The sequence below is a fragment of the Rhizomicrobium sp. genome (assembly GCA_037200985.1).
GTDB lineage: Bacteria > Pseudomonadota > Alphaproteobacteria > Micropepsales > Micropepsaceae > Rhizomicrobium.
On sequence record JBBCGJ010000001.1, the window covers coordinates 2,979,636 to 3,004,602 of the forward strand.

20 protein-coding genes and 1 tRNA gene are annotated in these 24,967 nt (G+C 61.2%); 10 read left to right on the forward strand and 11 right to left on the reverse strand.

Annotated features, from left to right (window positions below; genetic code table 11):
• The first annotated feature begins 49 nt into the window (after nt 1-49).
• Together WDN01_14500 and WDN01_14505 are read left to right on the forward strand one after the other, a co-directional pair.
• Nucleotides 50-1,207: a TonB-dependent receptor gene (locus WDN01_14500; protein ID MEJ0027236.1), complete on the forward strand. Its 1,158-nt coding sequence runs from the start codon at nt 50-52 to the stop codon at nt 1,205-1,207.
• Nucleotides 1,165-2,820, forward strand: a complete 1,656-nt coding sequence (locus WDN01_14505) for a TonB-dependent receptor (GenBank protein ID MEJ0027237.1) — start codon at nt 1,165-1,167, stop codon at nt 2,818-2,820. Before WDN01_14500 ends, WDN01_14505 begins: the two co-directional genes overlap by 43 nt.
• A gap of 80 nt (nt 2,821-2,900) precedes the next feature.
• Here WDN01_14505 and WDN01_14510 read toward each other — a convergent pair whose 3' ends face one another.
• The 5 genes from WDN01_14510 to WDN01_14530 form a co-directional block, all read right to left on the reverse strand.
• Complete coding sequence (locus tag WDN01_14510) at nt 2,901-3,566, reverse strand: TetR/AcrR family transcriptional regulator (protein ID MEJ0027238.1); 666 nt, start codon at nt 3,564-3,566, stop codon at nt 2,901-2,903.
• Between the two features lie 393 nt (nt 3,567-3,959).
• A complete protein-coding gene (locus WDN01_14515; protein MEJ0027239.1) occupies nt 3,960-5,159 on the reverse strand; it encodes an acetyl-CoA C-acyltransferase in 1,200 nt (399 codons plus the stop codon).
• Complete coding sequence (locus tag WDN01_14520) at nt 5,144-5,281, reverse strand: hypothetical protein (GenBank protein MEJ0027240.1); 138 nt, start codon at nt 5,279-5,281, stop codon at nt 5,144-5,146. Before WDN01_14520 ends, WDN01_14515 begins: the two co-directional genes overlap by 16 nt.
• 34 nt (nt 5,282-5,315) lie before the next feature.
• Nucleotides 5,316-6,749 (reverse strand): MFS transporter, encoded by a 1,434-nt coding sequence (locus tag WDN01_14525; protein MEJ0027241.1) that lies wholly within the window; start codon nt 6,747-6,749, stop codon nt 5,316-5,318.
• A gap of 349 nt (nt 6,750-7,098) precedes the next feature.
• Complete coding sequence (locus WDN01_14530; GenBank protein ID MEJ0027242.1) at nt 7,099-7,791, reverse strand: helix-turn-helix domain-containing protein; 693 nt, start codon at nt 7,789-7,791, stop codon at nt 7,099-7,101.
• A 565-nt stretch (nt 7,792-8,356) separates the two neighbouring features.
• Between WDN01_14530 and WDN01_14535 the strand changes: the two genes are divergently transcribed.
• Together WDN01_14535 and WDN01_14540 are read left to right on the forward strand one after the other, a co-directional pair.
• Nucleotides 8,357-9,658: a cytochrome P450 gene (locus tag WDN01_14535; GenBank protein ID MEJ0027243.1), complete on the forward strand. Its 1,302-nt coding sequence runs from the start codon at nt 8,357-8,359 to the stop codon at nt 9,656-9,658.
• 33 nt (nt 9,659-9,691) lie between these two features.
• Nucleotides 9,692-10,045, forward strand: coding sequence for a hypothetical protein (locus tag WDN01_14540; GenBank protein MEJ0027244.1), 354 nt, complete (start codon nt 9,692-9,694; stop codon nt 10,043-10,045).
• A 55-nt stretch (nt 10,046-10,100) separates the two neighbouring features.
• Here the strand turns inward: WDN01_14540 and WDN01_14545 are convergent, their stop codons facing one another.
• Both WDN01_14545 and WDN01_14550 read right to left on the reverse strand, forming a co-directional pair.
• Nucleotides 10,101-10,991, reverse strand: coding sequence for an SDR family NAD(P)-dependent oxidoreductase (locus WDN01_14545; GenBank protein ID MEJ0027245.1), 891 nt, complete (start codon nt 10,989-10,991; stop codon nt 10,101-10,103).
• 131 nt (nt 10,992-11,122) lie between these two features.
• Complete coding sequence (locus tag WDN01_14550; GenBank protein ID MEJ0027246.1) at nt 11,123-11,950, reverse strand: acyl-CoA thioesterase II; 828 nt, start codon at nt 11,948-11,950, stop codon at nt 11,123-11,125.
• A gap of 165 nt (nt 11,951-12,115) precedes the next feature.
• Between WDN01_14550 and WDN01_14555 the strand changes: the two genes are divergently transcribed.
• Together WDN01_14555 and WDN01_14560 are read left to right on the forward strand one after the other, a co-directional pair.
• Nucleotides 12,116-13,486, forward strand: a complete 1,371-nt coding sequence (locus WDN01_14555; GenBank protein MEJ0027247.1) for an MFS transporter — start codon at nt 12,116-12,118, stop codon at nt 13,484-13,486.
• A gap of 88 nt (nt 13,487-13,574) precedes the next feature.
• Nucleotides 13,575-15,074, forward strand: coding sequence for an NAD(P)/FAD-dependent oxidoreductase (locus WDN01_14560; GenBank protein MEJ0027248.1), 1,500 nt, complete (start codon nt 13,575-13,577; stop codon nt 15,072-15,074).
• A gap of 2,132 nt (nt 15,075-17,206) precedes the next feature.
• Here WDN01_14560 and WDN01_14565 read toward each other — a convergent pair.
• Both WDN01_14565 and WDN01_14570 read right to left on the reverse strand, forming a co-directional pair.
• Nucleotides 17,207-17,407 carry a hypothetical protein gene (locus tag WDN01_14565; protein MEJ0027249.1) on the reverse strand — a complete coding sequence of 67 codons (201 nt, stop codon included), beginning with the start codon at nt 17,405-17,407 and terminating at the stop codon, nt 17,207-17,209.
• A 116-nt stretch (nt 17,408-17,523) separates the two neighbouring features.
• Nucleotides 17,524-17,600: transfer RNA gene (locus WDN01_14570), tRNA-Ile, on the reverse strand.
• 152 nt (nt 17,601-17,752) lie between these two features.
• On the opposite strand from WDN01_14570, the gene WDN01_14575 reads away from it, so the two are divergent.
• Nucleotides 17,753-18,466, forward strand: a complete 714-nt coding sequence (locus WDN01_14575; GenBank protein ID MEJ0027250.1) for an SIMPL domain-containing protein — start codon at nt 17,753-17,755, stop codon at nt 18,464-18,466.
• 10 nt (nt 18,467-18,476) lie between these two features.
• Here the strand turns inward: WDN01_14575 and WDN01_14580 are convergent, their stop codons facing one another.
• Complete coding sequence (locus WDN01_14580) at nt 18,477-20,354, reverse strand: M3 family oligoendopeptidase (protein ID MEJ0027251.1); 1,878 nt, start codon at nt 20,352-20,354, stop codon at nt 18,477-18,479.
• Between the two features lie 163 nt (nt 20,355-20,517).
• Here WDN01_14580 and WDN01_14585 point away from each other — a divergent pair, with 163 nt between their 5' ends.
• The 3 genes from WDN01_14585 to WDN01_14595 are packed head-to-tail and all read left to right on the forward strand — an operon-like array spanning nt 20,518 to nt 23,800.
• Nucleotides 20,518-22,545, forward strand: coding sequence for a M3 family metallopeptidase (locus WDN01_14585; GenBank protein ID MEJ0027252.1), 2,028 nt, complete (start codon nt 20,518-20,520; stop codon nt 22,543-22,545).
• A complete protein-coding gene (locus tag WDN01_14590; GenBank protein ID MEJ0027253.1) occupies nt 22,542-23,039 on the forward strand; it encodes a thioredoxin family protein in 498 nt (165 codons plus the stop codon). Before WDN01_14585 ends, WDN01_14590 begins: the two co-directional genes overlap by 4 nt.
• Nucleotides 23,036-23,800, forward strand: a complete 765-nt coding sequence (locus WDN01_14595; protein MEJ0027254.1) for an enoyl-CoA hydratase/isomerase family protein — start codon at nt 23,036-23,038, stop codon at nt 23,798-23,800. The genes WDN01_14590 and WDN01_14595 overlap by 4 nt, the downstream gene beginning before the upstream one ends.
• Here the strand turns inward: WDN01_14595 and WDN01_14600 are convergent.
• Nucleotides 23,787-24,965 (reverse strand): DUF1501 domain-containing protein, encoded by a 1,179-nt coding sequence (locus WDN01_14600; GenBank protein MEJ0027255.1) that lies wholly within the window; start codon nt 24,963-24,965, stop codon nt 23,787-23,789. The genes WDN01_14595 and WDN01_14600 overlap by 14 nt on opposite strands.
• Nucleotides 24,966-24,967 lie beyond the last annotated feature (2 nt).

The window sequence follows — 24,967 nt, forward strand, 5'->3', positions numbered from 1 at the left end:
GGCACGAACGCAAATTGACTCTCGGCACCAATCCGGCAAACCCCGATTGATGGACGAGGGCATCGGGGAGGCCAAAGTGAACATCAGGAACGCGTTATTGCTCACGGCTGCCGGAATGCTCGGCCAGATCGCGCCAGTGTTGGCTCAAAGTGCCGGCGGAGGAATCGAAACAGTCGTGGTCACGGCAGAGCGGCGCTCGGAGGATCTGCAGAACACTCCCGTGGCCGTCAGCGCATTTACGTCCAGTGACCTAGGCGCGCAACGCATCGTCACGGGCGTCGACTTAGCGACTGTCGTTCCCAACATGAGTTTTCAGACCGGACTATTCGGCAAGCCGAACTTCGCAATCCGGGGTATCGGCTACCAGCTAATTACGGCGACGGGTGAGCCCGGTGTGGCCATCCACGAAAACGGCGCCCCCGTTTCCGACTCTCGCCTCGCCGAGGCGGACTTTTACGATGTCGAACGTGTTGAGGTTCTGCGCGGCCCGCAGGGTACGCTGTATGGACGCAATGCGACAGGCGGCGTCGTCAACGTCATCACCGCCAAGCCCACGATGGATGAGTTCTCTGCAGAAGCGACTGTGGAGGGAGGCAGTTACGACACCTTCAAGACCAAGGGCTACGTTAATCTCCCGCTCGGCGACATGTTCGCACTGCGAGTTGCTGGCGATTTCACTCGGCATGACGGCTATCAATACAACGTCTTCAACGGTCACGACGTGAATGGAATCAATCTTTGGTCCGGAAGGGCGACGCTTTCCTTCGAGCCGAGCGACAAATTCCATGCTTCGGTGATGTTCGAAGAATTCGCAGAAGACGACAGCAGCAGCGGCGACGCTGGCAACATCACCAATGCGTGTCACACCGACCCCGGCCCCACTATGGTGGGTGGCGTGAGTCTGACGGACGGCAATCCAAATAACACTCTCATTCGAAATTATCTGAGCTTCGGATGTACGACACTTCAGAGCGGTCACGCATCAATCTACGACCCTGGAGTGATCGGCGGCATACTGAACGGCGTGGGAACGTTCGGTAACCGCATTGGCGTGGTCGCCGGCTTTGCGCCAGGAAACCTGTTCGCACTCAATCCTGGATTGAAGAGCCATTATGACGTGAATTTCGATCCGATCATACCCGCAATCAGCTCATTCAAGCGAACGTGGAATGGAACATCACAAACGACCTTCAAGTCGTTTCGTTGACAACCTATGATCGCGATCATTCCCAAAACGGCGGTGGCGGTGGGCAGATATCGCCTCGCGCGAATATCCCCTTCCTGCCTTATCCCGGAATGCCTTTCAGCGTGCCGCAAATTGCGAATGGTGCGCCGCTTTCGTATTATACGGAGGGCAACTACGACAATCTGTCGTCACAGGAGATCAGTGAGGAACTCCGGCTCGTATCGTCTTTCGCCGGACCCGTAAACTTCAGTGTTGGGGGAATCTATCTCCACAACCGGCGCCAAGACAATGTCTTCATCTTCGACAACGCAGACGCCTTCTACGGGACGAGCCCGCTCTTTGGGTTGAATCTGCCGATCGACAACAATCCGCCCTCTCGTTCAGATGGCGGGCACTACTACTATCAAAGCGTCAATCCTGTGACGCTGGACTCGACCGCCGCGTTCGGCGAGGTCTATTGGGACGCGACCGATAATATCCGGTTGACCGGCGGACTGCGCTACACAGATGACCGGAAAAACTTCGCCAACAATGACAGCGCCGCCAACCTGCTCTCGCCGACCGGCGGCACCAGCTACGGTCAGGGTTACGTATTCAACCCACCGGGTGGGCAGGTTGCCGACTACAGAGCATTGACGGGTCGCTTTAATGTCGACTGGCGTCCCACAGTCGATTTCACCGACGCCACACTGCTCTACGCCTCCTACTCACGAGGCTATAAGTCGGGAGGCTTCAATCCGCCGAATATCGTGCCCGAGAGCCCCTACGCTCCGGAATATGTGGATGCCTACGAGATCGGTACGAAGAACGAACTTCTCGACCACACTCTTATCCTCAATCTCACAGGATTCTTCTATAACTACAAAGGTTACCAATTCACGCAGGCTGCTGGATTCGGGACCGTCACCTCGAACGTCGATGCTCACATCTTCGGCACCGAGTTCGAAAGCAAATGGAGCCCAGTTACCGATCTCTTGTTCAACGCTCAGATTGGTTACCTGAACACTGAGATTCAAAACGGCCCAAATGCGAACTCGATCGATTCCTACAATCCCACTCAGGGCATCCCCAACTTCTACGCAGTCAAGTCGCTATCCGGCATGTGCGTCGTCAATGCGACAAACTTCGGTGGCGTTCTCAATTTGGTCAAAGCCGGCGTCCTTCCATCCTCGGCGCTGTTCGATGTTTGCGATACGCCAGCGTTAACGACCGGTTTCGGACTCTTCAACGGTGTTCCAGCTGCCGATCAGGGCGGCGTTCCGGTCAGCATTGCGGGCAATCGCTTGCCGAACGTGCCGGATTTGACCGTCGCGTTGGGTGCTCAATATACGTTCCATTTCGATGGTTCGTGGGACTTGACGCCACGCGCCGACTATCGCTACCGGGGCGGCATTTACACAGACCTTTTCAACAACAAGGATCTGCGCGTGAGGCCCTACGACACCGTCAACCTGACGCTGTCGCTGGACAAGCCCGACTGGGGATTCAGCATGATGGTCTACGCCCAAAACCTCGGAGTGAACGGCACGATCGTCGGCTTGCGATCGGCCGGAGGCGCGATCACGGGCAGCGAGAATTACGCGTACATCAGCGATCCGCCGCTCTATGGCGTCACACTCACCAAGCACTTCTGAGCGGCTCCCGAAAGAAGCGGCTCACCACGGCCTCCGCGCCCACCCATTGGCGCGGGGGCCGATTCCTCCGAGCAAGGCGTTTAGGATTGGGCCCGCAACCGGCCGGCAACGCTACGGTTGCCGGCAGTGATGATGGCAACGCTGAGCCACTCGGCCAAATCGAGTGGGATTTTCCCCTCAGCGAGCAACCTGCCGGCTCGTCGCGATACAGCAAAGAGAATCCTCGTAGTGCCATGCGCGACGTCCCGTGGCACGCCGTATCGCTCTTCCATGATCCCTGACAACCTCTCGCTTTCGCTGGAGGACCGTGCCTCGCGATCGCTTCGGAGGCCAGCACGGACACCGGGATCGTTCAAAAGGATCTGCATCAAAACACCGCGGTTCGAAACCTGCCGCAAATAGGCGACCGTAGACAACGTCACGCGCGTGAGTCGATCATGAGCACGCTCCAGCACGGATTGCTGGGCAGCGTCCATCGCGGCGAACTCCCGCTTGGCAACCGCGAGTAACAAGTCGTCTCGGCGGCTAAAATAATTGTGTGCTTGGGCCTCGCTGATCCCCACCTCACGCGCCAAGCGCTTCATGGAGGCCGCATGCAAGCCCTCACGGGCAATGATCTGTCCCGCGACGTCGATCAACTGGTTCCGTCGTACTTCACGCGACAGCGGGGCACTGCGGCGGCGCGAATGTGCCTGGCCCGGCGCGATGGTGATGATCTCCTCCACGCCGGAGGGCGCCAGCGGCATAGGCGGCCGCTTCTCCTTGCGTGCCAATGCTCGCTGTGCCCAATATCCCCGCCCTGGATACGGTATGAGGAGCCGATCGCAGATCTTTGCGACTCCGTTGCGACTAATTCCGAAGTCGGCGGCGACATTGCTAAGCGGTTTGGACCATACAAGCTTATAGAGTTCGCGGCGCGTGATTGCGCTTGAACGCCTTGTGCTCCTTCTCCCTTGTTGCGCGGATGGGTTTTGACTTGTCATGATCCGTATTGGTTGCAGTCGCGGGAACTCTTCGCACCCGACCGAACTTAGGATCATCCGACAAGACCAAATCGGTCAAGCTCTACAGCTTGCCGCCGAGACATGACGCCGGCCTATATGGCGCCATCGCGCGGTTCCGAGCGTCTTTTGCCTGCTTCAGTTATAGGCTTCGAACAGTCCCGCCGCGCCCTGGCCTGAGCCGATGCACATCGTGACCACTCCATATCTTGCGTTGCCGCGGCGGCGCGCTTCCTGAAGGATATGGCCGGTCAGCCGGGCGCCCGTCATACCGAAGGGATGGCCGATTGCGATGGAGCCGCCGTTGACGTTGTACTTCTCAGGGTCGATGCCCAGCCTGTCCCGGCAATAGAGGCATTGCGACGCAAAGGCTTCGTTCAGCTCCCATAAGTCGATATCGCCGACTTTCAGGCCGTGCCGTTCCAAGAGCCGCGGCACCGCAAAGACCGGGCCGATTCCCATCTCGTCCGGCTCGCAGCCAGCAACCACGAAGCCGCGGAATGCGCCCAGCGGCTGAAATCCACGTCGCTCGGCTTCCTTGGCCTCCATAAGGACGACGGCTGCGGCGCCGTCGGAGAGTTGGCTGGCATTTCCGGCAGTGATGAATTTTCCGGCGCCGCGCACAGGCTCCAGCTTGGCAAGGCCATCGAACGTCGTGTCGGAACGGTTGCATTCATCACGGTCCACTGTGTAGTCGACGACAATCTCTTCGCCGCTCTCCTTATTGACCTTCCGCATTTTGGTCTTGAGCGGAACGATCTCATCCTTGAACTTTTCTGCCTTTTGTGCGGCGGCCATTCGCATCTGGGATTCATAAGAATACCGATCTTGGTATTCGCGGCTGATCTTGTATCGCTCGGCAACCACATCAGCCGTGTCGATCATCGGCATATGAAAGGCGGGATACATTTGCGTCAGCTTTGCGTCCTCGTTTCGCGGCTCGCTCGATTTCCTGTCGCCCGACGGCGGCGCGGCAGGTCGGAAGCTGAGCGACTCGGTGCCGCCGGCGACCACGCAATTGGCGCCGCCTTCCACGATGTACTGCGCAGCCATCGCGATCGCCTGGAGCCCGGACGAGCAGAACCGATTGACGGTAACGCCACCCGTGCTCACCGGCAGCCCAGCAAGCAGCGCTACCGCTCGGCCGAGAGCGCCACTGGCAGAGGCCACATTGCCCATGAAGCAATCCTCGATCTCACCCTTTTCCACGCCGGCCCGGTCTACGGCATGACGCACGGCATGCGCGCCTGTCGTCATGGTAGGTGTGATATTGAAACCTCCGCGGCCCGATTTGGCGAGCCCGCTACGAGCATATGAAACGATCACGGCTTCACGCATGACTTCTCTCCCCTGTCATGATGTTCTTGGTTTCCGCGCAACGGCTGAACCTTGTGGCGCTGACTAACGCCGGCTTCGAGGCGCGACATGCTCCAAACCGTCCATCCGGTCTTGTTGATCATGTCACTATTCACCTTGGCAGCCACTCCTGACGTGCTAGACTTGAGCCGCCTCCGGAAGCGGTCCTGAAATCGCCTCGAGAGCGGCTGCGGTGTCACGCTCCTCGAGCGCCAGCCGGATCTCGTCATGCCGCTTGGAGTCGAGCCTGTATCCGAAGAATACCGTCGCGCCGACAAGGACCAGAACGATGGGCGCAAACAGATAGCACATCTGCAGAGCAAAAATGGCGTGCGGCGTGTTCACGGCATTTTCGCGTCCGTCATAGCCTGCCAGCTGCAGAATCGGGAAAATGATCGCAACAGCGATGGCCGCCCCGGTCTTCTCGATCGTGGTGACGACGGCGTAGAGCTGGCTCGTGAGATCCTGTCCCGTCGCAAGGCGAACCTCATCGACTACGTCGGCCACCATCGCGCGCATCAGGAGCAGAAAGGAGCTGGAGGCGAAGCCCACGGCGAACATTGCTGCCGCGGTGGGCAGGGCTGCCGCCAGCGTGTGGCCCGGCCAAACCCGGGGCAGGATCATGAGGATCGCCTGCGAGATGGCGTATGCGACACATGCGGCCTGAAGCGCCTGGTGCTTGCCGAAGCGCCGCGCGAGGCGTCCCCAGAATGGAGCGCCGAAGAATCCTGCACCGACGTAAAAAATGAGCAGGAAGCTCGTGTCCGCAATAGTAAAGCCCTTAACGTCCTTGAAAAAGTAGATGTAGATCGGGCCCGTCGCGGCCGCGCCAAGGCTAATCAGGATGTTGGAGATCGCAATGCGCGCCATAGAGGGACGAAAAACGGCCGCGCGATAATCGGCCAGCCGAAAACGGGGCCTCTCCTTCGCGGGGGCTATACGCTCAGGCACCACGGCCAAGCAGAGCGCAACGACCACCGGGATCGAAACGATCATGATCCAGCCGATAACCGGCATGCTGGCCACTTTTCCCGGCACGACGACGCCATGCGTAAATGCCGGAAGAAGCAGAAGGAGGACCGTTCCCAGCACGGCCATACTCTGGGTCAATCCGTAAAGCCTCGATCTCTCGTGATACGACAGTGCGAGCACAGCACCCCAGGCAGCCGAACCCAGCATGAGCACCGAGAACCCCGCATAGCTCACCAGCAGCCAGAGCATCAGATAGCTCATGCTGATCGACGCCTGCGGCATCGTCAGCATGAATATTCCGATCATCAGAACCGGCGTCGCGGCGAGCAGCCATGGCCGATACCGCCCCATGCTCGTACGGGTTTGATCCATGAAATAGCCGATTATCGGATCGACGCCGATATCCAACAAGCGCACCATTGCGATCGCGCCTCCGACCGTCGCGAAGGGCAGTCCAAGCGCGACGAAATATCTTGGCAGATAGACGCCGAATACGATGAGGAAAGCCGCCAGTGGCAAGCCCACGCTTCCGAACGAGGCGATGATGTGAGCAGGCAATCGTTCTTCTTGCTTGTCCGTGCCGCCTTCAATCCTTGCCATTCCTGCCTCCCGGCGCTGACGACAAGATCGGGAGCGCGCCCAACCGGGTGGCTCTGAATTCCGATGATGCAATCGACCCGTCTTGCGAGCGTAGGAAAGCCGCCGCAGGCGTTTTTGAAAGGACGCCTGCCCAACCGCTTCCGCCGTTCACCATCCCTGTGCTTCCGCCTTAAGGCTGTTTGGATGAGACGATAGCAAGTCTGGTGCAGGCGTCAACGATTTACAGACCGGATGTCCGTCCCGGAAGTTCGCCAACAATGGAGTCGTGCCGATCACGTTGGACTCAATTCCGTGTCCGTGACCGTCGGATTCCGTGATGGAGAGGATCTGCGTCGATCTGGATCATACCCTACGCAAGAAGGTCGCTGATCAGACCTTCTTTGTAGCGTTTCAGCAGGCTAATGGCTTGCTGCACGGTCGCGTCGTCCCGCGTGATCATTTGCTCGATTGCAAGCCCCCTCATGGCCGCAACATGCAAAGTGACCATGGCATCGATCTTCTTCTTGTCCCGGATGCCGGCAGCCTTTGCGATAGCCCAGACATAGGCGCGCCGCCTCTGCTCGATCCTCACGTACAGTTCGGGAAGTTTGGCAGCCAAGGTCCTGTCGCTACGCGCCGCGATGACGATTTCCAGTTTCGCCATGGAGGCTGGCAGCGTAATAGCCCGCCACACATCGTCCGTCAGCCGCATGAGGACACGGCGCGGGTCGGCAATCGTTTCCACTACGTCGGGCTGCGATTGTTCGCCGGCGCCGCTCGCGAACGCGACGACCGCCAGCATGATATCCACTTTGGTCGGGAACTGATGGAGCATGCCGCCCCGGCTGACGCCCGATTCCTTCGAGACCATGGCAACTGTCGTCGCAGCATAACCATATTTGTTGAGGCAGCGGATCGCACCTTCGATGACCTTGGTCCGCGTGGTCGCACTACGCTCGGCCTGGCTGAAACGCCTTCGGGATCCCTTTTGCGGACGCGATATCCGCAACAAACCCAGACGTTTCGACGGCCGGTCGCTGCGTTCGCCAGCGGCAAGCTTCATTGATTGCACCCCAAATCCGACTTCTGCCCGGAGTGTAAGTTACATGTGCCGTCGCGCCTAGGGATGGTAGTGGATTTTGCGCGCTCAGTGGGCCTCCTAACCACAGCACTAGTCGGGCACGTGGCGGGGCCATGCCGACCTTGATCCGTGCACGTCGCATCACAAGATTCGCCAAACCGATTTGGACGGGAGGCGCGCAATCTATGCATGCCAGCACTTGCGATCCGGACCTACGTTATGACGACGCTGCCGGCCCACGTTCAATTGTGGAAATGATTCGCTTGCCTGGCCGGGCATGCCGGCGATAGCTGGGACTGCAGACTGAAGTTCCCGCAACCGTGGGGTGATTCGGCCGTTTCCGTCGCCGCTTGTGGAACGATGTTCGAACGTCCAGCTTCTCCGTCTTGCCTGTCTCAGTAGTGGGTGCCGGCTTGGACGGCTTCCCGACGCTGCGATGGGCAAGGCAAGGAAACAATCGAGGCCAAACTCACCGGACGCGTGCAGGTCAGCAGTGATGGGTTCTCTTCGAGAGAACGCCCGGTCCGCCAACCCAGGGAAATCCACCATGAACATCGCCGTCAAAGCCGACACCTACGCGAAGGAAAGCGACGTGCAGAATATCCCGCTTGCCGAGATCAATCCCGGCAAGACGGACCGTTTTCAGGACGATACGATTTGGCCGATGTTCGAGCGGGTGCGGCGCGAGGATCCGGTGCACTTCACGCCCGACAGCGAATACGGACCCTATTGGTCGATCACACGCTGGGACGACATCATGACGGTCGACACCAACCACGAGGCTTTCTCCTCGGCGGGGGGCATTACTCTCGTTAACAAAAAGGCCATGGAGGCGCAGGAAGCCGCGCTCAAGGCATTGGGCGTGGAGCCCCGCCGCCGCGCCGGGGCGGGCTTCATCACCATGGACGAGCCCGAACACAGTGTGCACCGGAAGGCCGTGAGCCCGACCGTCGCGCCGCCGAACATCGCGAAGATGTCGGCCACAGTTCGCGAACGCGCGGGCCAGATCCTTGATACGCTTCCCATCGGCCAGCCATTCGACTGGGTCGACCTCGTCTCGAAGGAGCTGACGGCGATGACGCTGGCGACGCTCTTCGACTTTCCTTTCGAAGAGAGGCGGAAGCTGCCCTACTGGTCCGACATGATGATGAACCAACCCGGTCACGGCCCGGTCGAGAGCTGGATGCAGAAGGCCCAGGTCATGATGGAGTGCTTCGGCAAGTTCGATTCGCTCTGGGACGAGCGGTTGAACGCCGAACCGGGCATCGATCTGATCTCCATGCTGATCCATCATCCCGAGACCCGGGCGATGTCACGTGAGCAATACCACGGCACGGTGGTACTCCTGATCGTCGGGGGCAACGACACGACCCGCAACACGATTTCGGGCAGCGTCTATGCGCTTAACAAGTTCCCATCTGAATATGACAAGCTGCGCGCCAATCCCGGCCTGATTCCGTCGATGGTCTCGGAAACCATCCGGTTTCAGACGCCGCTTGCCCACATGGCACGAGTCGCAACCCGCGATTTCGAGCTCGGCGGAAAGACGATCAAGGCGGGCGAGCGGGTCGTCATGTGGTACATCTCGGGCAATCGCGACGAGGCGATGGTCGAGAACCCGAACGCCTACATCGTCGATCGCGAGCGGCCGCGGCAACATCTTTCCTTCGGATTCGGCGTTCACCGCTGCGTGGGCAATCGCGTCGCCGAGATGCAGCTCACGATCATCTGGGAAGAGATTCTGAAGCGCTTCCCCAAGATCGAGCTTGCAGGCGAACCGGTGCGCAGCTTTTCCTCCTTTGTGCATGGGTTCGAGAGCATGCCAGTCGTCATTCCGGCCCGGGTCTGACCCGCAAATCGGACACAAACGAGCAAACCGGCCATGAAAGCTTGGATCGCGCTCGCCGCTACCATCCTCCTACTGGCCTCGCCCGCCCTAGGTGCCGACATAACGGGCCGTTGGACGGCCAAGGTCGTGCTCGGGAACGGGCGGAGCGGCGCGCCGGCATTCGTCTTCAAGCAGGACGGTGCCGCGCTCACAGGGACCTATAGCGGCGTCCTTGGCGATTCCGCCCTCACGGGAACGGTAAAGGGCAGCGACGTTGATTTCCATTTCGAGGTCTTCGGCCGGGCCATTCGCTATATGGGAAAGGTCAACGCCCCAGGCAACGCGATCGAGGGAACGGTAGATTATGCCGGGGAGTCGAAGGGCACCTTCAGCGCTACGCGAAAGTGATCGCGCCGCGTTGACGCCCTCCTTCCATCGCGGCACGATCACGCGAACCGATAGGTCATCCCCGCGACATCGAGACGAACTTCTGGCTCATGGCCGGCAGCGCCTCGGTCAGAATGCTGCTCACCGTCCAGCCCGTGTCGCTTGTCAGCGTCTCGATCGGGCGCGGCTGGCTGTAAAGCATCAGCCTCTCGCCCGCTGCGCCAAATATCTGGCCGGAGACACCTTTCGCCGCGCCGCTTGCGAGAGCGACCGCCAGACGCGCGGGCTGGTCGGCGCGGATGGTCTGTGCCATCTGTTGTCGCCGCGCCGCCTGAGCGTCGTCCTTCACCGGGACCGACTGTGTCATGCGCGTCCAGGCAACCGGCGCAATGCAGTTGCAGCGCACGTTTCGGCTCGCGCCCTCCAGCGCCAGAATGCGCGAAAATCCGGCGATGCCCATCTTGGCTGCGCCATAGTTCGCCTGGCCGATATTGCCGATCAGCCCCGATGTCGAAGTGAACAGCACATAAGCGCCGTCCTGCTGATCGCGGAAATGCTCAATTGTGGCGCGGCAGACGTTGAACGAACCCCTGAGATGGACATCGATCACACGGTCCCAGTCCTCCTCCCCCATCTTGTGAAACATGCCGTCGCGCAAAATGCCCGCAGGATTGATCACGGCGTGCAGCCCGCCAAGGGTATCGAGCGCCTGCTCCATCATGTCGCGAACCGCAGAAAGCGAGGTTACGCTTTCGGTATTGAACGCGGCCTCTCCGCCGGCCTTTCGGATCTCCTCGCACACCGAGGCGGCCGGCCCAATGGAGCCCTCGTCTCCTCCCGCAAGGCCACCGCCCAAATCATTGACCAGAACCTTCGCACCCTCGCGTGCCGCAATCAGCGCGCACTCGCGCCCAATGCCATTGCCGCCGCCCGTGACAATCACCACCTTGCCGTCCAGCGCGCCCATCTTATCCTCCCTGTATCGCTGCCGGATTTATCCTCCGGCTTGTTCATACATCGAGCAAACCACTACATCCACGATAGCACAATGGCCGTTCAATATACATACCGGACAACCGGCTTGTTGTATGAAAGAGCTTACCGCCGATCGGCGGCCTCGCGCATTCGCAGCAGCCCTTCTTGGGCCACTGTCGCGACATGATCCCCGTTCGCCGCATAGACCGCCCCCCGGACGAAGCATCTGCCACCGTGCGCCGTCGGGCTGTCCTGGACGAACAAAAGCCACTGAGAGAAGTCGAACGGCCGATGAAACCAAACAGCGTGGTCCAAACTGGTTGCAAGCAGACCCTCGGTCGACCAAAACAGGCCATGGGGACGCATGGCGGTCTCGAGGAGGTTCATGTCCGAGGCGAAGGCAAGCGCGACATGGTGACGGTCCAACTGTGCACCCATACAATCGCCCGCGCGGATCCAAACGCTCTTTCGCGGAGGCATGACCGATCGCGGATCCGGCCGCGGATCGACCTGCAGCATGTCAACGATCGCGGCGGGCCCCGAAGCTGGGCTTCTTGGGACATGAAGCAGAAGGATCTCACTCGGCGGCGGCGCATCGGGCATCGGTTCCTGATGAGATGGACCGCTCTCGACCCCGTGGAAAGAGGCGAGAAGAACGAAAATTTCCTTTTCTTCCTGGCGGGCTGTCACGCGCCGCGTGGCAAAACTCCCGCCGTCACGAATGCGCTCGACCTCGAAGCGCAAGGGACGCGCAGGATCCCCCGCGCGCACAAAATAGCCGTGCAACGAATGGCAGACCCGATCCTCGACCGTGGAATAGGCTGCGTCCAGCGACTGCGCGACAACCTGGCCGCCGAATAGTCGCGTGCCGATCATGACGGGTATCGGCGGCGCTTCGAACCGATCGACGTCAAGGCGTCTGGTTTGAAGGCGAGTGAGGACAGGCTGCATGTGAACTCCGAGAAGCGATAGGAACGGGCAGGTTACGGGACAATCATCCTGTTTATGTTGACATTCTCATCGCGTGTTCGGCAATATCACCGGTGTTTGGGCGCCGGCATTGGATGGGGCATCGGCCGGTGGCATGGCGCCGCGCCCTCGAAACGGAAGCGCGGCGTGGAAGACATCTATGATGGGTTGGAGGGTTCAGCGCGCGAAGAAGCGTATGAGCGCTTTGTCCGCGCCAATCTGAAGCGAAATTACCTTGGTCACTTCCTGCATGGTGTGCTGGGTATGACCGGCTTCCGCCTAGTCAACGCCCCGACTTTCGTTCCCGCCTATCTGCACATGCTTTCTGGGTCCGATGCGATCGTCGGACTGGGGCTGTCATTGCAGCAGCTCGGCGGGACAATCTCGCCAATCATCGGGGCGGTGCACATCGAGCACCGCAGCCATGTCCTGCGTCTTTCCATGGCGCTGGGGACCATGATGCGCATTCCGATCCTGGGGCTCGCCCTGGCTGGATGGTTTTTGGGCGGCCGCAGCCTGCTCATAACGGTCGCGATCCTGCTTTTCCTACTTGGACTTTTTTCGGGTCCGCAAGGTGTGGCGTTTCAGTTCCTCTTGGCAAAAATGATTCCCATTCGTTTGCGCGGGCGGCTGCAGGGTTGGCGCAATGTAACCGGGGGACTGGTAGCAGCCGGGTTGTCCTATCTGGCTGGAAAATATCTTATCGGCGATAACGTGCTGGGTAATGGCTATGGCACGACGTTTCTTACCGCATTTGTGCTGACGAGCCTTGGGCTCACCGCGTTCTCGCTAATCGTCCGGGAACCGGTGCTACCAAGCCTAAAGGAGAAATCACGCGTTCATGACCGCCTGCGCCAGTTTCCCGCAATGCTGCGCGACAATCCGGCTTTCCGACACTTCATGATTGCCCGCAGCTTTGCGGGCGGCAATCGCGTAGCCGCACCTTTCTACATCATCTACGCAAGTCAGCATGTCGCGTTGTCCGGCAGCACCGTGGGAGCACTGTCTTTTGCCTACCTGATCGCGGATACCATCGCCAATCTCGTGTGGGGATATCTGTCGGACCACTCGGGCTTTCGGTCGACCTTCCTAGCAGCACTGGTTCTGTGGATAGGTTCAACAGCATTGCTGATGTCGGTCGACAGCATGTCGCTGATTCTACTAGCGTTCTTTGGCCTTGGCGCCGCCAATTCCGGCTACCTGATGAGCGCCCAGAACATCGTTTTTGAGCTGGGGCATCGCGACGACATGGCTATGCGAATGGCGCTCTCCACGACGGCAGAGAGCGTGATCGCCGCCTTTTGCCCGCTTGCAGGCGGCCTGATCGCGACACAACTCGGCTATCACGCAGTTTTCGGCATTGCCATTGCCTGTGAGGCAATTTCACTTGCCATCATAGTGGCACTAGTCAAAGAGCCGCGTAGACACGGGGATCGGCAAACGCCCGGCATCGGTTTGCAGCAATGGCAGTCCAGCCGTCCGGCGGCCCCCGAAAGCGATAAGACGTCAAAGCAATAGCCATTTGCCGCAGTTGGCGCTGCGCGCCTTGTGAAACGCTGTTCGAACGCGTCGGATCGCAGCGCGGATCGAAAAGCAAAGACGCGACATGAATCAAATGCCAGTGCGACAAGCGGATGACGCCGCTGAAGTGCACCATTTCGACGTCATTATCGTCGGAGCCGGCATCGCAGGCATCGGATCGGCTTATCATTTGAAGACGCAGGCGCCGGAGAAGAGCTTTGTCGTCCTTGAGACTAAAGAAGGCTATGGCGGCACCTGGCATACGCATCGGTATCCCGGTGTTCGGTCGGATAGCGATCTGCACACCTTCGGCTACCGCTTCAAGGCGTGGCGGGGCACACCGATCGCGACCGCATCTGAGATATTGAACTACATGGGCGAGGTGATAACCGAGTTCGATCTCGACCGGCACATTCGCTACAATACCCAAGTCCTGTCAGCGCGGTGGTCGAACGCGGATAATCTCTGGACCGTTGAAACCGTCGATGTCTCGAGCGGCGCGCGTCAAATCTTCACGACCGGATTTCTCTGGATGTGTCAGGGCTACTATCGTCATGCCGAGGGCTATACACCAACCTGGCCGCATATGGCCACCTTCGAAGGCCGGATCGTTCACCCGCAGTCTTGGCCGGAGGATCTCGACTACGAAGGCAAGCGCGTCGTCGTGATCGGTTCCGGCGCGACAGCGGCGACGCTGATTCCGGCGATAGCCGGCAAAGTGGAGCATGTGACCATGCTACAGCGCTCGCCGACCTACTTCACGCCGGGCCGAAACAGAAATGACCTTGCCGAAACGCTTCGCGAACTCGACATCGATCCTGCCTGGACGCATGAGATCGTGCGTCGCAGCATCCTCAGCAACGGCGCCAAGATGACTCGCCGGACACTCGCAAAGCCCGATGTCGTTCGCGAGGAGCTGCTCGGCGTCATCCGCAACATCCTCGGCGAGGAGTACGTCGCAAAACACTTCACGCCGAGCTATGCCCCTTGGCGGCAGCGCATTTGCTTCGTGCCGAACGGCGACTTCTTCGAGGCGATCAAGGCAGGCAAGGCCGACGTGGTCACGGATGAAATCGAGTGCTTCACGCCGAGGGGCATCCTCCTGAAGTCTGGGCAGTCGCTTGCAGCCGACATCGTCATCACCGCAACAGGCTTCGAACTGAGCGTTCTGGGCGATATCGACTTCTCAATCGACAACGAACCGGTCGATTTCTCGAAGACCGTGACCTATCGCGGCATGATGTTCACCGGCGTTCCGAACCTAATCTGGGTGTTCGGCTATTTCCGCGCGAGTTGGACCTTGCGCGCCGATCTGATCGGCGATTTCATGGCGCGCCTCCTTCGCCATATGGACGACCGGGGCGTGAAGCGCGTCACGCCGGCGCTTCGGCAGGAGGACATAGATATGGCGCTCGGACCTTGGATGGACCCCGAAAATTTCAACCCCGGCTATCTGACGCGCAGCATGCATTTGATGCCGAAAAGCGGAACTAAGCCCGAGTGGCGACACACCCAGGATTACGCTTTGGAAAAGGACACTTTTCCAAACATAGATCTTAACGATTCGGCGCTTGTTTATGAATAGTAGCCCCGGCCTGCGTAGCAGGCGCATCGGCGGCACCGCAATCAGGATCGGCAAAACACGCTGGGATCACCGGAAATGTTGTCGGCCCCTGATCCCCTAGCACGTGCGACAGACATGGAAAGCTGCGCAGCAGCGTGCTGTGCGAAGTGCGACCGTGCCGCCTACCTTCGTCTTGCCCTCAGCTGGCGCAGGGTCGCTCAATTGGCACAGTTTCAGGACGATCGGCATGCCCCCCCAACGGCTTTGCGAAGTGGACACACCTGCGCCGCGATTTTCGCAATGAAGGCAGTAAAACGAAAAAGGAAGGCGAAGCCGTCACGCTTTGATGGCATGACATTGAACAGATAGTCGAAGCGGTTAACCGATTGTGCGCCTCTGTTATTGCGGCGAGGTCCAAATTGGAATGTTCGGTCATTGTTGCTGCCTTCCGAACGTATCTGATGATGGGCCGCTACCTGCTGCATCCTCGGCAGTGTGCTAAGTCTCACAGCTGAGCTAATGCCGTGGAAAGTCCAGATAAACCGCTCTGCGCCGACATCTTTTGTCGGCTCTATTCCGGATTTTGTGTTTGTCAGGTGCCTTTTGAATCGGCCGTCAATTCGAATTCCGTAACAAGCCTTGATGATGGCTCAGTGTAAGAGAGCAAATTGGAATTGGCTGGCTTTCCTAGAGGTAAAGAGTGATGGCACCGCCAAATCCTTCTCTTTCCCCGCTCAGATACGAGCGCGGAGCGGTATTCATTGACTACGTCCTCTTCGGCCAGATGATGCGGCATCCACGCGTCATCGCTGTGCCATGCCCAAAAGTTCGACAGATCCAATATCTAGTGGGAAATCTCCCAATCTTCGCTCAAACCAGCTTGGACTGCCCGAGTTGCTAACCGCTCAGCAGGCAGCCGAGCTTCTAAACGTCAAAGCTTGCACAGTCCGCAACGAACGGCTTCGCGGCAAGCTGGGGTTTGTCAACGTCGGCGTCCGAATTTTCTACACAACGCAACACATCGCAGAGTATCTTCAACGCCAGCAGGTAACGCCATGCGCCGAAAATCAAACAAGACCAGACTTGGCCAGTTCGGAGACTACTGGCTCAGCAAGAATCCAGCTCGCAACAAGGCGACCGATTCATGGTGCCGGACCTGGTACGATCCCCGAAGCCAGCAAAGCCGCCGCGAGAGCCTTGGTACGGCGGATTTTCGAGAAGCCTCCGCCCTCCTCGCCAAATGGGTCACGGAAAACGACGAGCCGGAAGCTGATACCCGACCCGACAGAGTCCTGATCAACGTGGTCATTGCCAGCTACTGGAATGAGCACGCCGAAAAGCTGCCGAGCGCCCGAACAATCTGGAACAGCTTGCGCTACTGGAAAGATTTTTGGGGTGACGACACTGTCGCCGACATCAAGCCAAAAAAGCAGCTGAAGTTTCGTGAATTCTTGACGGCAAAGGGTCTTGGAGCTGGTGGCATGGACCGCGTCTTGTCAGATGGCCGCGCTGCTCTCAGACACGCAGTCAAATGGCAGGAACTCGATTCCGCTCCAACTATTTTCGGCCTGCTGACGCTTCAAGAAAAGCGCTCCCGCGAGCCGATGGGGCGTCCGATCGTTCCTGCCGAAATGGCTCTGCTGATGGACTCGGCGAAGTCACGACACGCGCTTGTGTTCATTCTCATCGCCTGCAACACGCTGGCGCGCCCTGGCGCGATCATGGACATGAGGGGCGCGCAATTTGACAAGCAGCATGAGCTTATCAATCTCAATCCGCCTGGGCGGCAGCAGACCAAGAAATTCCGGCCCCTGTTGAAAGCCACGCCAACATTGCTCCCGTGGCTCGGAGCCGTGACTGATCCTCGGCAGTATTATGTGTCCTATTCCGGCAAACGAGTCGGCTCGGTAAAGACGGCTTGGAACAACCTTTGCGAAGATGCGGGGCTCGATGACCGCGTGACGCCCTATTCAATTCGCCACGGCATGGCGCGCGAAATGCGCAAGCGCAAAGTGCCGACCGAGCAGATCAGCATCTTCCTCGGTCACCTACCCAAAGACTCCGACGCCACCACATCAATCTACGCGCCATATGAGCCCGATTACTGCACGGAGGCCGTTGCTGCCATCGAGGCCGTGATGACGGAAATCCGCTCACATCTTAAGCGCGCCAATATCGATCAGCCTGTCCTCGACATCGAAATGCTGTCGAAGACGATCCCAAGCAAGACCAAGGCCGGCATCGGCGACGCCAAGCGAGAAGAGCTCCGCTTTTTGATTCTTTCGGGCCTGCCGCACAAGGAAATCATGAAGCGTAGCGGCGTGTCCGCTGGAACGGTGAGCCTCATCCGGCAAGAGGTTCGCGCTGCAGTGCCGCTCTATCGCAACTCCAACTCTGGTCTTCTCGTACCTTTCTCGTACCTCTCGCACATGAGTTCGGATGAAGGCGCAGACCAACCCATTGAAAGGATTGGTGGGCCCGGCTGGATTCGAACCAGCGACCAGACCGTTATGAGCGGTCAGCTCTAACCACCTGAGCTACAGGCCCTCCGCGCGCCCCATAGCAGGATTTGCCAAGGGCCGAAACCGGCCTCCTCGCGGCTTTGTGTGAGACCGCCTATGATCGGCCCTCGGGGCGCCCCAGAAATGCCGCGCGGGCCGGAAACACTCGGCGCACGCGTTTTGAAAGGACAAGAGGAAATGAAATTCGCTGGATTGACCGGCCTGGCCGTCGGTGCCGCCCTTGGCCTGCTCGCGCTGGCGGCCCCCGCTGCCGCCGCCGACATATCGCGCACGATCACGGTCAGCGGCCAAGGCGAAGCGCGGGGCGTTCCCGATCAGGCGGAATTGAGCGCCGGAGTCGCGACCGTGGCCGTTACGGCCGACGCCGCGCTGGCGGCAAATGCCCGCAAGATGACGGGGGTGTTCGACGCGCTGAAGCACCTGGGCGTGCCCGAACGCGCGATCCAGACCTCCAACTTCTCTGTCCAGCCGCAATATGCGCAGAACGCCGGCGCGGCCCCGGAGCGCATCACCGGCTACCAGGTGTCGAACCAGGTCGACGTGACCCTCGATGATACGAAGAAGTTGGGGCCGGCGCTGGATGCACTGGTCGGCGCGGGAGCCAACCAGATCAACTCGGTCGGCTACGACATCCGCGATCCCGGCACGCTCCAGACGACGGCGCGCGAGGCCGCCATAGCAGACGCGCTGAAGCGGGCGCAGACCTATGCCAAGGCGGCCGGCGCGACGGTCGGCGCCGTCCTGTCGATCCAAGAGAACGGTACCGAGTCGCCGCGCCCGATGTTCCGGGTCAGGGCTCTTGCCGGTCTCGCCGCGGCGGCGCCGACGCCGACCGCAGCGGGCGAGCTGAGCGTCACCGCCAATGTGACCGTGGTGTTCGAGCTGAAATGAGCCAAGATCGTTACGGTCGTTTCGCCTCGATCGCGTCGATCTGGTCCATGGTGCGGTTCATGCGCGCGAGCAGCGCCTCATAGGGCGCCGGAGTCGCCATATCGAGGCCGGCCTTCTTGTAGATGTTGTACGGATAATCCGAGCCGCCGGCCTTCAGGAGCGCGATGAAGCGGTCTTGCGCGGGCTTGCCCTCGTGTTCGATCGCATCGGCAAAGCTGGCGGCGCCGGCCATCGAGGTGGCGTACTGCCAGACATAGAAGCCGTAGTAAAAATGCGGGATGAACTCCCATTCGGTGCAATAGGCCGGATCGATCTTCATCACGCCCTGGGCATCGCCGTGGTACTTCTTGAGCAGACCGCAATAGATTTCCGACATGCGTGCGCCGGACAGGGCGCGGCCGGCCTCGACCTCCTCGTGCAGCGCGAGCTGGAATTCGGCGAACATGGTCTGGCGGAAGAAGGTGGCGCGCTCCAGTTCGAGCGCCTGGCCGAGATAGAAGAGCTTCTCGGCATCGTTTTTCGCATGCGCGACCATGTAGTCGCTGAGCAGCATCTCGTTCGTGATCGAGGCCGTCTCGGCGGTGAAGGTCGAATAGTTCGAGTTCTCGAAGGGCTGGTTGTCGTGCGTGAACAGCGTGTGGACCGCGTGACCCCATTCGTGGACGAAGGTCGACAGCGCCTCATAGTCGTAGTTGTGGTTGAAGTGCAGATAGGGATGCACATCGTAAGCCGAGCCCTGCATATAGGCGCCGCCGGCCTTGCCGGGGCGGGGCAGGACGTCCATCCAGCGGCCCGCGAAACCCTTCTTCAGCTCGGCGACATATTCGGGGCCGTATGCCGCGGTGACGTCGAGCGCGATGCGTTCGGAATCCGCGACGGTGAAATGCTGCGGCTGGTCGAGTTTGAACATCGAGGGATAGATGTCGTAATAGGCGAGCTCGTCCTTGATGCCGAGCAACTGCTTGCGCAGCTTCAGATAGCGATACATCGTCGGCAGCCCGGCATTGGCCTGCGCCACGAGCTGGCGATAGACCGCCTCCGGCATGTTGTCGGCGAAGACTGCGGCGGCCAGCGCGTTCGGATAGTGCCGCACCTTGGCGTTGAACACCTCGCCCATCACCTGGGTCGTCAGCGTTGCACCCAACGTACCTTCGTACTTCTTCCACATGCCCCAGAAGGCGTCGAACACCCTCTTGCGGTCGGCGCGGAGCGGCGACTGGCGGTATTTCGAATAGCTGCCCTGGTCGATGGTCACGGTGCTGCCGTCCGACAGCTTCACCGAGGGAAACGGCGCTTCCGCATTGGCGAGCACGCTGTAGATCGCATTCGGCTGCCCAAGGACGTCGCCGGCCGAGGCGAGCACGGATTCGGATTCCAGCGACAGCGTATGCGGCGCCTGGCGCAGGACGTTGTCGAGATAGAAGCCGAAACGGCGCGCGAGTTCTGGCTCGGCCGCTTCGAAGGCGTGCACCTTGTCGGCGCCGATGCCGAGAATTTCCGGCGTCACCCAGGCTGTCTTCTCGTTGTAGAGGGTGCCCAGCGAGGCGGCGAGTTGCTGGCGCTCCTGGTTCGCCGCGATGCGGACGTCCTCGTCGGCCTTGAGGTTGGCATAGGCCGCAAGACGCATTCCGGCGCGCTGGGCGTCGCTGAAGGCGCTGAGCGCAGCCAGCAAGTCCTTCGCGCTCTTGCCGAGCGTGCCCTTGTACCTATCGAAACCCTCGGTCGTCGCCTTCACGCGGTCGCGCTCCGCCGTCCAGGCTTCCGCCGAAGGGTAGAGATCGGAAAGTTCCCACATGTAAGCCGGGTCGACCGGCGTCGCGGCGACGGCCGGCGCCGGTTTCGCGGCGGGCCTGGCGACCGCGACCACGCCACCAATTGCCGCGGCCATCAGAATCAACCCAACGATACGCGTCGTTCTCATCGAAAGCCCCGTGCAACCTGCGCGAATTCCCTAGCACATCGCGCGGACATATCCAGCGCCCACACGCAGGCGTGAAGGTTGCCGGGACCGGTTCACTTGCTAGGATGGCCCGCCCCAACCAAGCGCCGCGATGACATCCAACCCCTTCTTCGAGCCCTGGACCGCACCCTTCGAGGCGCCGCCCTTCGACCGTATCGAGCCAGGCCATTTCCCCCCTGCCTACGACCGTGCGCTCGCCGAGCACGCGGCCGAGATCGCGGGAATCGCCGGCGGGCGGGCGGAGCCCAGCTTCGCCAACACCATCGAGGCGCTGGAAAATTCGGGGCAGTTGCTGCGCAAGGTGGAGGCGGTGTTCGGCAACCTGGCGGCCTCCCACACCAACGACGCGCTGCAGGAGATCGAGCGCGACATGGCGCCCGTGCTCGCCAAGCACTGGAACGACGTCTACCTCGACGCGGTGCTGTTCGCGCGGATCGACGCCCTTCACGCCGGGCGCGGGACGCTCGGCCTGGACGCCGAGGCGTTGCGCGTGCTGGAGCGCTATCACCTCGACTTCGTGCGGGCCGGCGCGAAGCTCAAAGGCAAGGACAGGCAGCGGCTGGCGGCCATTGTCGAAGAGCTGGCCGGCCTCGGCACCAGCTTCGGACAGAACGTGTTGGCGGACGAGCAGGCCTTTGTCCTGCCGCTGCAGGAAGCGGACATGGCAGGCGTGCCGGACTTCGCCCGCGAGGCGGCCGCCGAGACGGCGAAGGAGCGCGGCCTGGGCGCGCCCTATGCCGTGACGACCTCGCGCTCCAGCGTCGAACCGTTTCTGAGCTTCGCGGAAAACCGCGACCTGCGCGAGAAGATCCTCAAGGCCTGGATATCGCGCGGCGGAAACGCCAACGCGCACAACAATGCGAAGATCATCCGCGAGATGGTGGCGCTGCGGGCGGAGCGCGCCAGGCTGCTCGGCTATCCGACTTTCGCAGACTACAAGCTGGCCGACACGATGGCGAAAACGCCCGGGACGGCACGCCACCTGCTCGAACAGGTGTGGAAGCCGGCGCGACGCCGCGCCCTGGAAGAACGCGATGCGCTGCAGGCGATCGTCACGCGCGAAGGCGGGAATTTCGCGCTCGCGGCCTGGGACTGGCGCTACTACGCCGAGAAGCTGCGCAAGGAACGCTATGAGCTCGACGAGGCCGAGCTGATGCCCTACTTCCAACTCGACAAGATGATCGCCGCGGCGTTCCACACTGCATACCGCCTGTTCGGTCTGGAATTTCATCCGCGCAGCGATATTCCCGTCTATCATCCAGACGTGCGGGTGTGGGAAGTGACACGCGGCGGCGCGCATGTCGGGCTGTTCTACGGCGACTATTTCGCGCGCGCCTCGAAACGCGGCGGCGCTTGGATGAGTGCGTTCCGCGACCAGGAGAACATGGGCAAGCCCGTGACGCCGCTGATCGTCAACAATTGCAATTTTCCCAGAGCCGAGCCGGCACTGCTGTCCTTCGACGAGGCGAAGACGCTGTTCCACGAGTTCGGCCATGCGCTGCACGGACTGCTGAGCCAGGTGCGCTATCCGCGCCTGGCGGGAACGAATGTGGCGCAGGATTTCGTCGAACTGCCGTCGCAGATCTTCGAGCACTGGCTGGAGGTGCCCGAGACGCTGGAACGCTTCGCAGTGCATGCCGAGACGGGCGAGCCGATTCCGAAGGCTTTGCTGCAGAAGCTGACCGCCGCGCGGAATTTCAACAGGGGCTTCGCGACGGTCGAATTCCTCGCCTCGGCCTTCGTCGATCTCGACTATCATGCGCTTACCGATCCGGGCGACCTCGATGCCGCCGCGTTCGAGGCCAAGGCGCTGGAGCGCATCGGCATGCCCAAGGAGATCGTCATGCGGCACGCGAGTCCGCATTTCCTGCACATCTTCACCGGCGACGGCTATTCGGCCGGCTACTACTCCTACATGTGGTCCGAAGTGCTGGATGCCGATGGCTTCCAGGCATTCCAGGAAAAGAACGACGCCTTCGATCCGGCGACGGCCAGGCGCCTGTACGACTACATCTATTCCGCCGGCGGCACACGCGACTTCGCCACCGCCTATCGCCTGTTCCGGGGCCGCGATCCGAAGATCGACGCTCTGCTCGAAGGACGAGGATTGGCCGCATGATACGCTTCGCGATCATTCTCGCTGCGGCGCTGTGCGCCGCAGCCGCCGCGCCGGCGCCGAAGGTCGCGCTCGCAAGCCTCGCCGATCTGCCGGTGGTCGAGCGCATTCCCTATGACGAGACGGCGAATGCGGACGCCGATGTGGCCGCGGCTTTCGCGCGGGCGCGCAAGAGCGGCAAGCACGTGTTCATCGATCTGGGCGGAAACTGGTGCGGCGACTGCGTCGTGCTGGCGAACATCATGCAGCTTCCGGAGGTCAAGCCCTTCATCGCGGCGCACTATGAAGTCGTGAGCGTGGATGTCGGACGCATGACCAGAAACCTGCAGATCCCGGCGCGGTTCGGCGTCGATCTGAAGGGCGGCGTGCCGACCGTCCTGATCGTGACGCCGGACGGCAAGACGCTGGTCGATGCCGGCCATATCGCGGCGCTCGAAGATGCGCGGCACATGACCCCGCAAGGAATAGCCGACTGGCTGGCGCAGTGGGCCAAGTGAGCCTGATCCATTTTTCCGCGCCGGCCGGCCATGTGGCTTTGCTGGAGATCGACAATCCGCCGATGAACGCGCTGGGGCGCGGGCCGCGCGCGGAACTGCTGGCGCGGCTGGACGAGATCGATGCCGACAAGAGCGTCCGCGCCGTGGTGCTCACGGGTCGCGGCGGGGCGTTTTGCAGCGGCGACGATCTGAAGGAACAGACGGAAGCCAACAAAGCCGGGAGCCGCGCGCATTTCGGCGAGTTCGGCCGCGTGTTGGAGCGCATCGAGACATTCCGCCTGCCGGTGATCGCGGCGGTGAACGGCCATTGCCTGGGCGGCGGGCTGGAACTCGCCAGCGTCTGCGATATCCGCGTGGCCTCCACGGCGGCGCGATTCGTATGCGCCGGCGTCAATGTCGGGCTGATGGCCTCGACCTATCGCCTGCCGCGGCTCATCGGCGTGGCGCGCGCCAAGCACATGCTGCTGACCGGCCTGCCGCACGATGCGGAGACGGCGGAGAAATTCGGGCTCGTTACCGCGGTTCATGCGCCGGACGCGCTGATGGGAGAAGCGATCAAGCTCGCGCAGCGCATCGCAAGCCGTGCGCCCTTGTCGGTCGAAGCGGTCAAACGCAACGCGTCGCTGGCGCCGAACCTGTCGCCGGAGGAAGCGGCAGAATTGAATGCCAAGGAATTGGCGGTGCTCAGCAGCAGCGCCGATCACCGCGAAGCGCTCGCCGCCTTCGCGGAGAAGCGCGAGCCGAAATTCAGGCGCGAATAAGCCCGTCCTGCGGCTTGATCGGCATCGCGGACGGAAACACCGCCGCGAGTTGCGCCCCTGACAGCCCCATGTGATCGCGCAGCACCCCCGTCGCGATGCCGCGGAAATCGGTGGTCGGCTTCAAGTCGCGGTCCTGATAGAGCGCGCCCGCCTTCAGGCCTGGCCAGTCGGCAAGAACGCGCCCGCCCTTGACTGCGCCGCCCGCCACGAACACGGCGCCGGCCGTGCCGTGGTCGGTGCCCTGTGTGCCGTTCATCGCGACCGTGCGCCCGAACTCGCTCACAATGACGACGGCGGTTTGCTTCCATGCCGGACCGAGCCCGGTCTTCAGCGCGGCCAAGCCGCGATCGAGCGTGAGCAGGTTGGTGGAGAGCGGGCTGAACGCGCCGTCCTGGTTCACATGGCTGTCCCAGCCGCCGATCTCGACCATCGCGATACGCTCGCCGTCCGACGCGCTCAGAAATTTCGCCGCGGCCGTCATCAGGCCAACGAAGGCCTGATAGCCGCCGCCAGCGCCTTCCCCCATCGCCACGCCATTTGCGCTCCGCGCATTTGCGAAGTTCTTCGCGAGCAGCGGATCGGTCTCGCCGTACAGCGCGGCGAGCCGCTGTATCGTGTCGCCGTCGGGCTGCGCCATGAGCGATGGCGCCCAGGAAGTCATCGCCGCCGGACCGCGCATCATCAATGGCATGTGCGAATTGAGCGCGACGCCAAGCGGCTTGCCGGTGCCCGGCATCTGCGAGAGCGCCCGATTGAGCCAGCCGGTGTCGAGGCCGTAAGGCCGCTCCGCGCCGTTCTCCAGCAGGTTCTGGCCGTCAAAATGCGAGCGGTCGCGATAGGGCGTGGCCGCGGCATGGACGAGGATCAATTCGCCGGAATCGTAGAGCGCCTTCATGCCCGGCAGATTGGGATGCAGTGCGAACATGGCATCGAGCTTCAGCGCGCCGCCTCTTTCGTCCGGCGAGGCAATGGCAAGCCCGTTGCGGGCGCGCTCGTAGTCCGGGTCGCCATAGGCCGGCGCGGCCGAGAGACCATCCATCGCGCCACGCAGCAGCACAACGACGAGCCGCCTGTCGGTCTCGACCGCGGCGAGCGCGGCACGGGGCAGGCCGGCAGCGAGAAGGCCGCCACCGACGAGGGCGAGGCTTTGTCGGCGTGTGATCATGG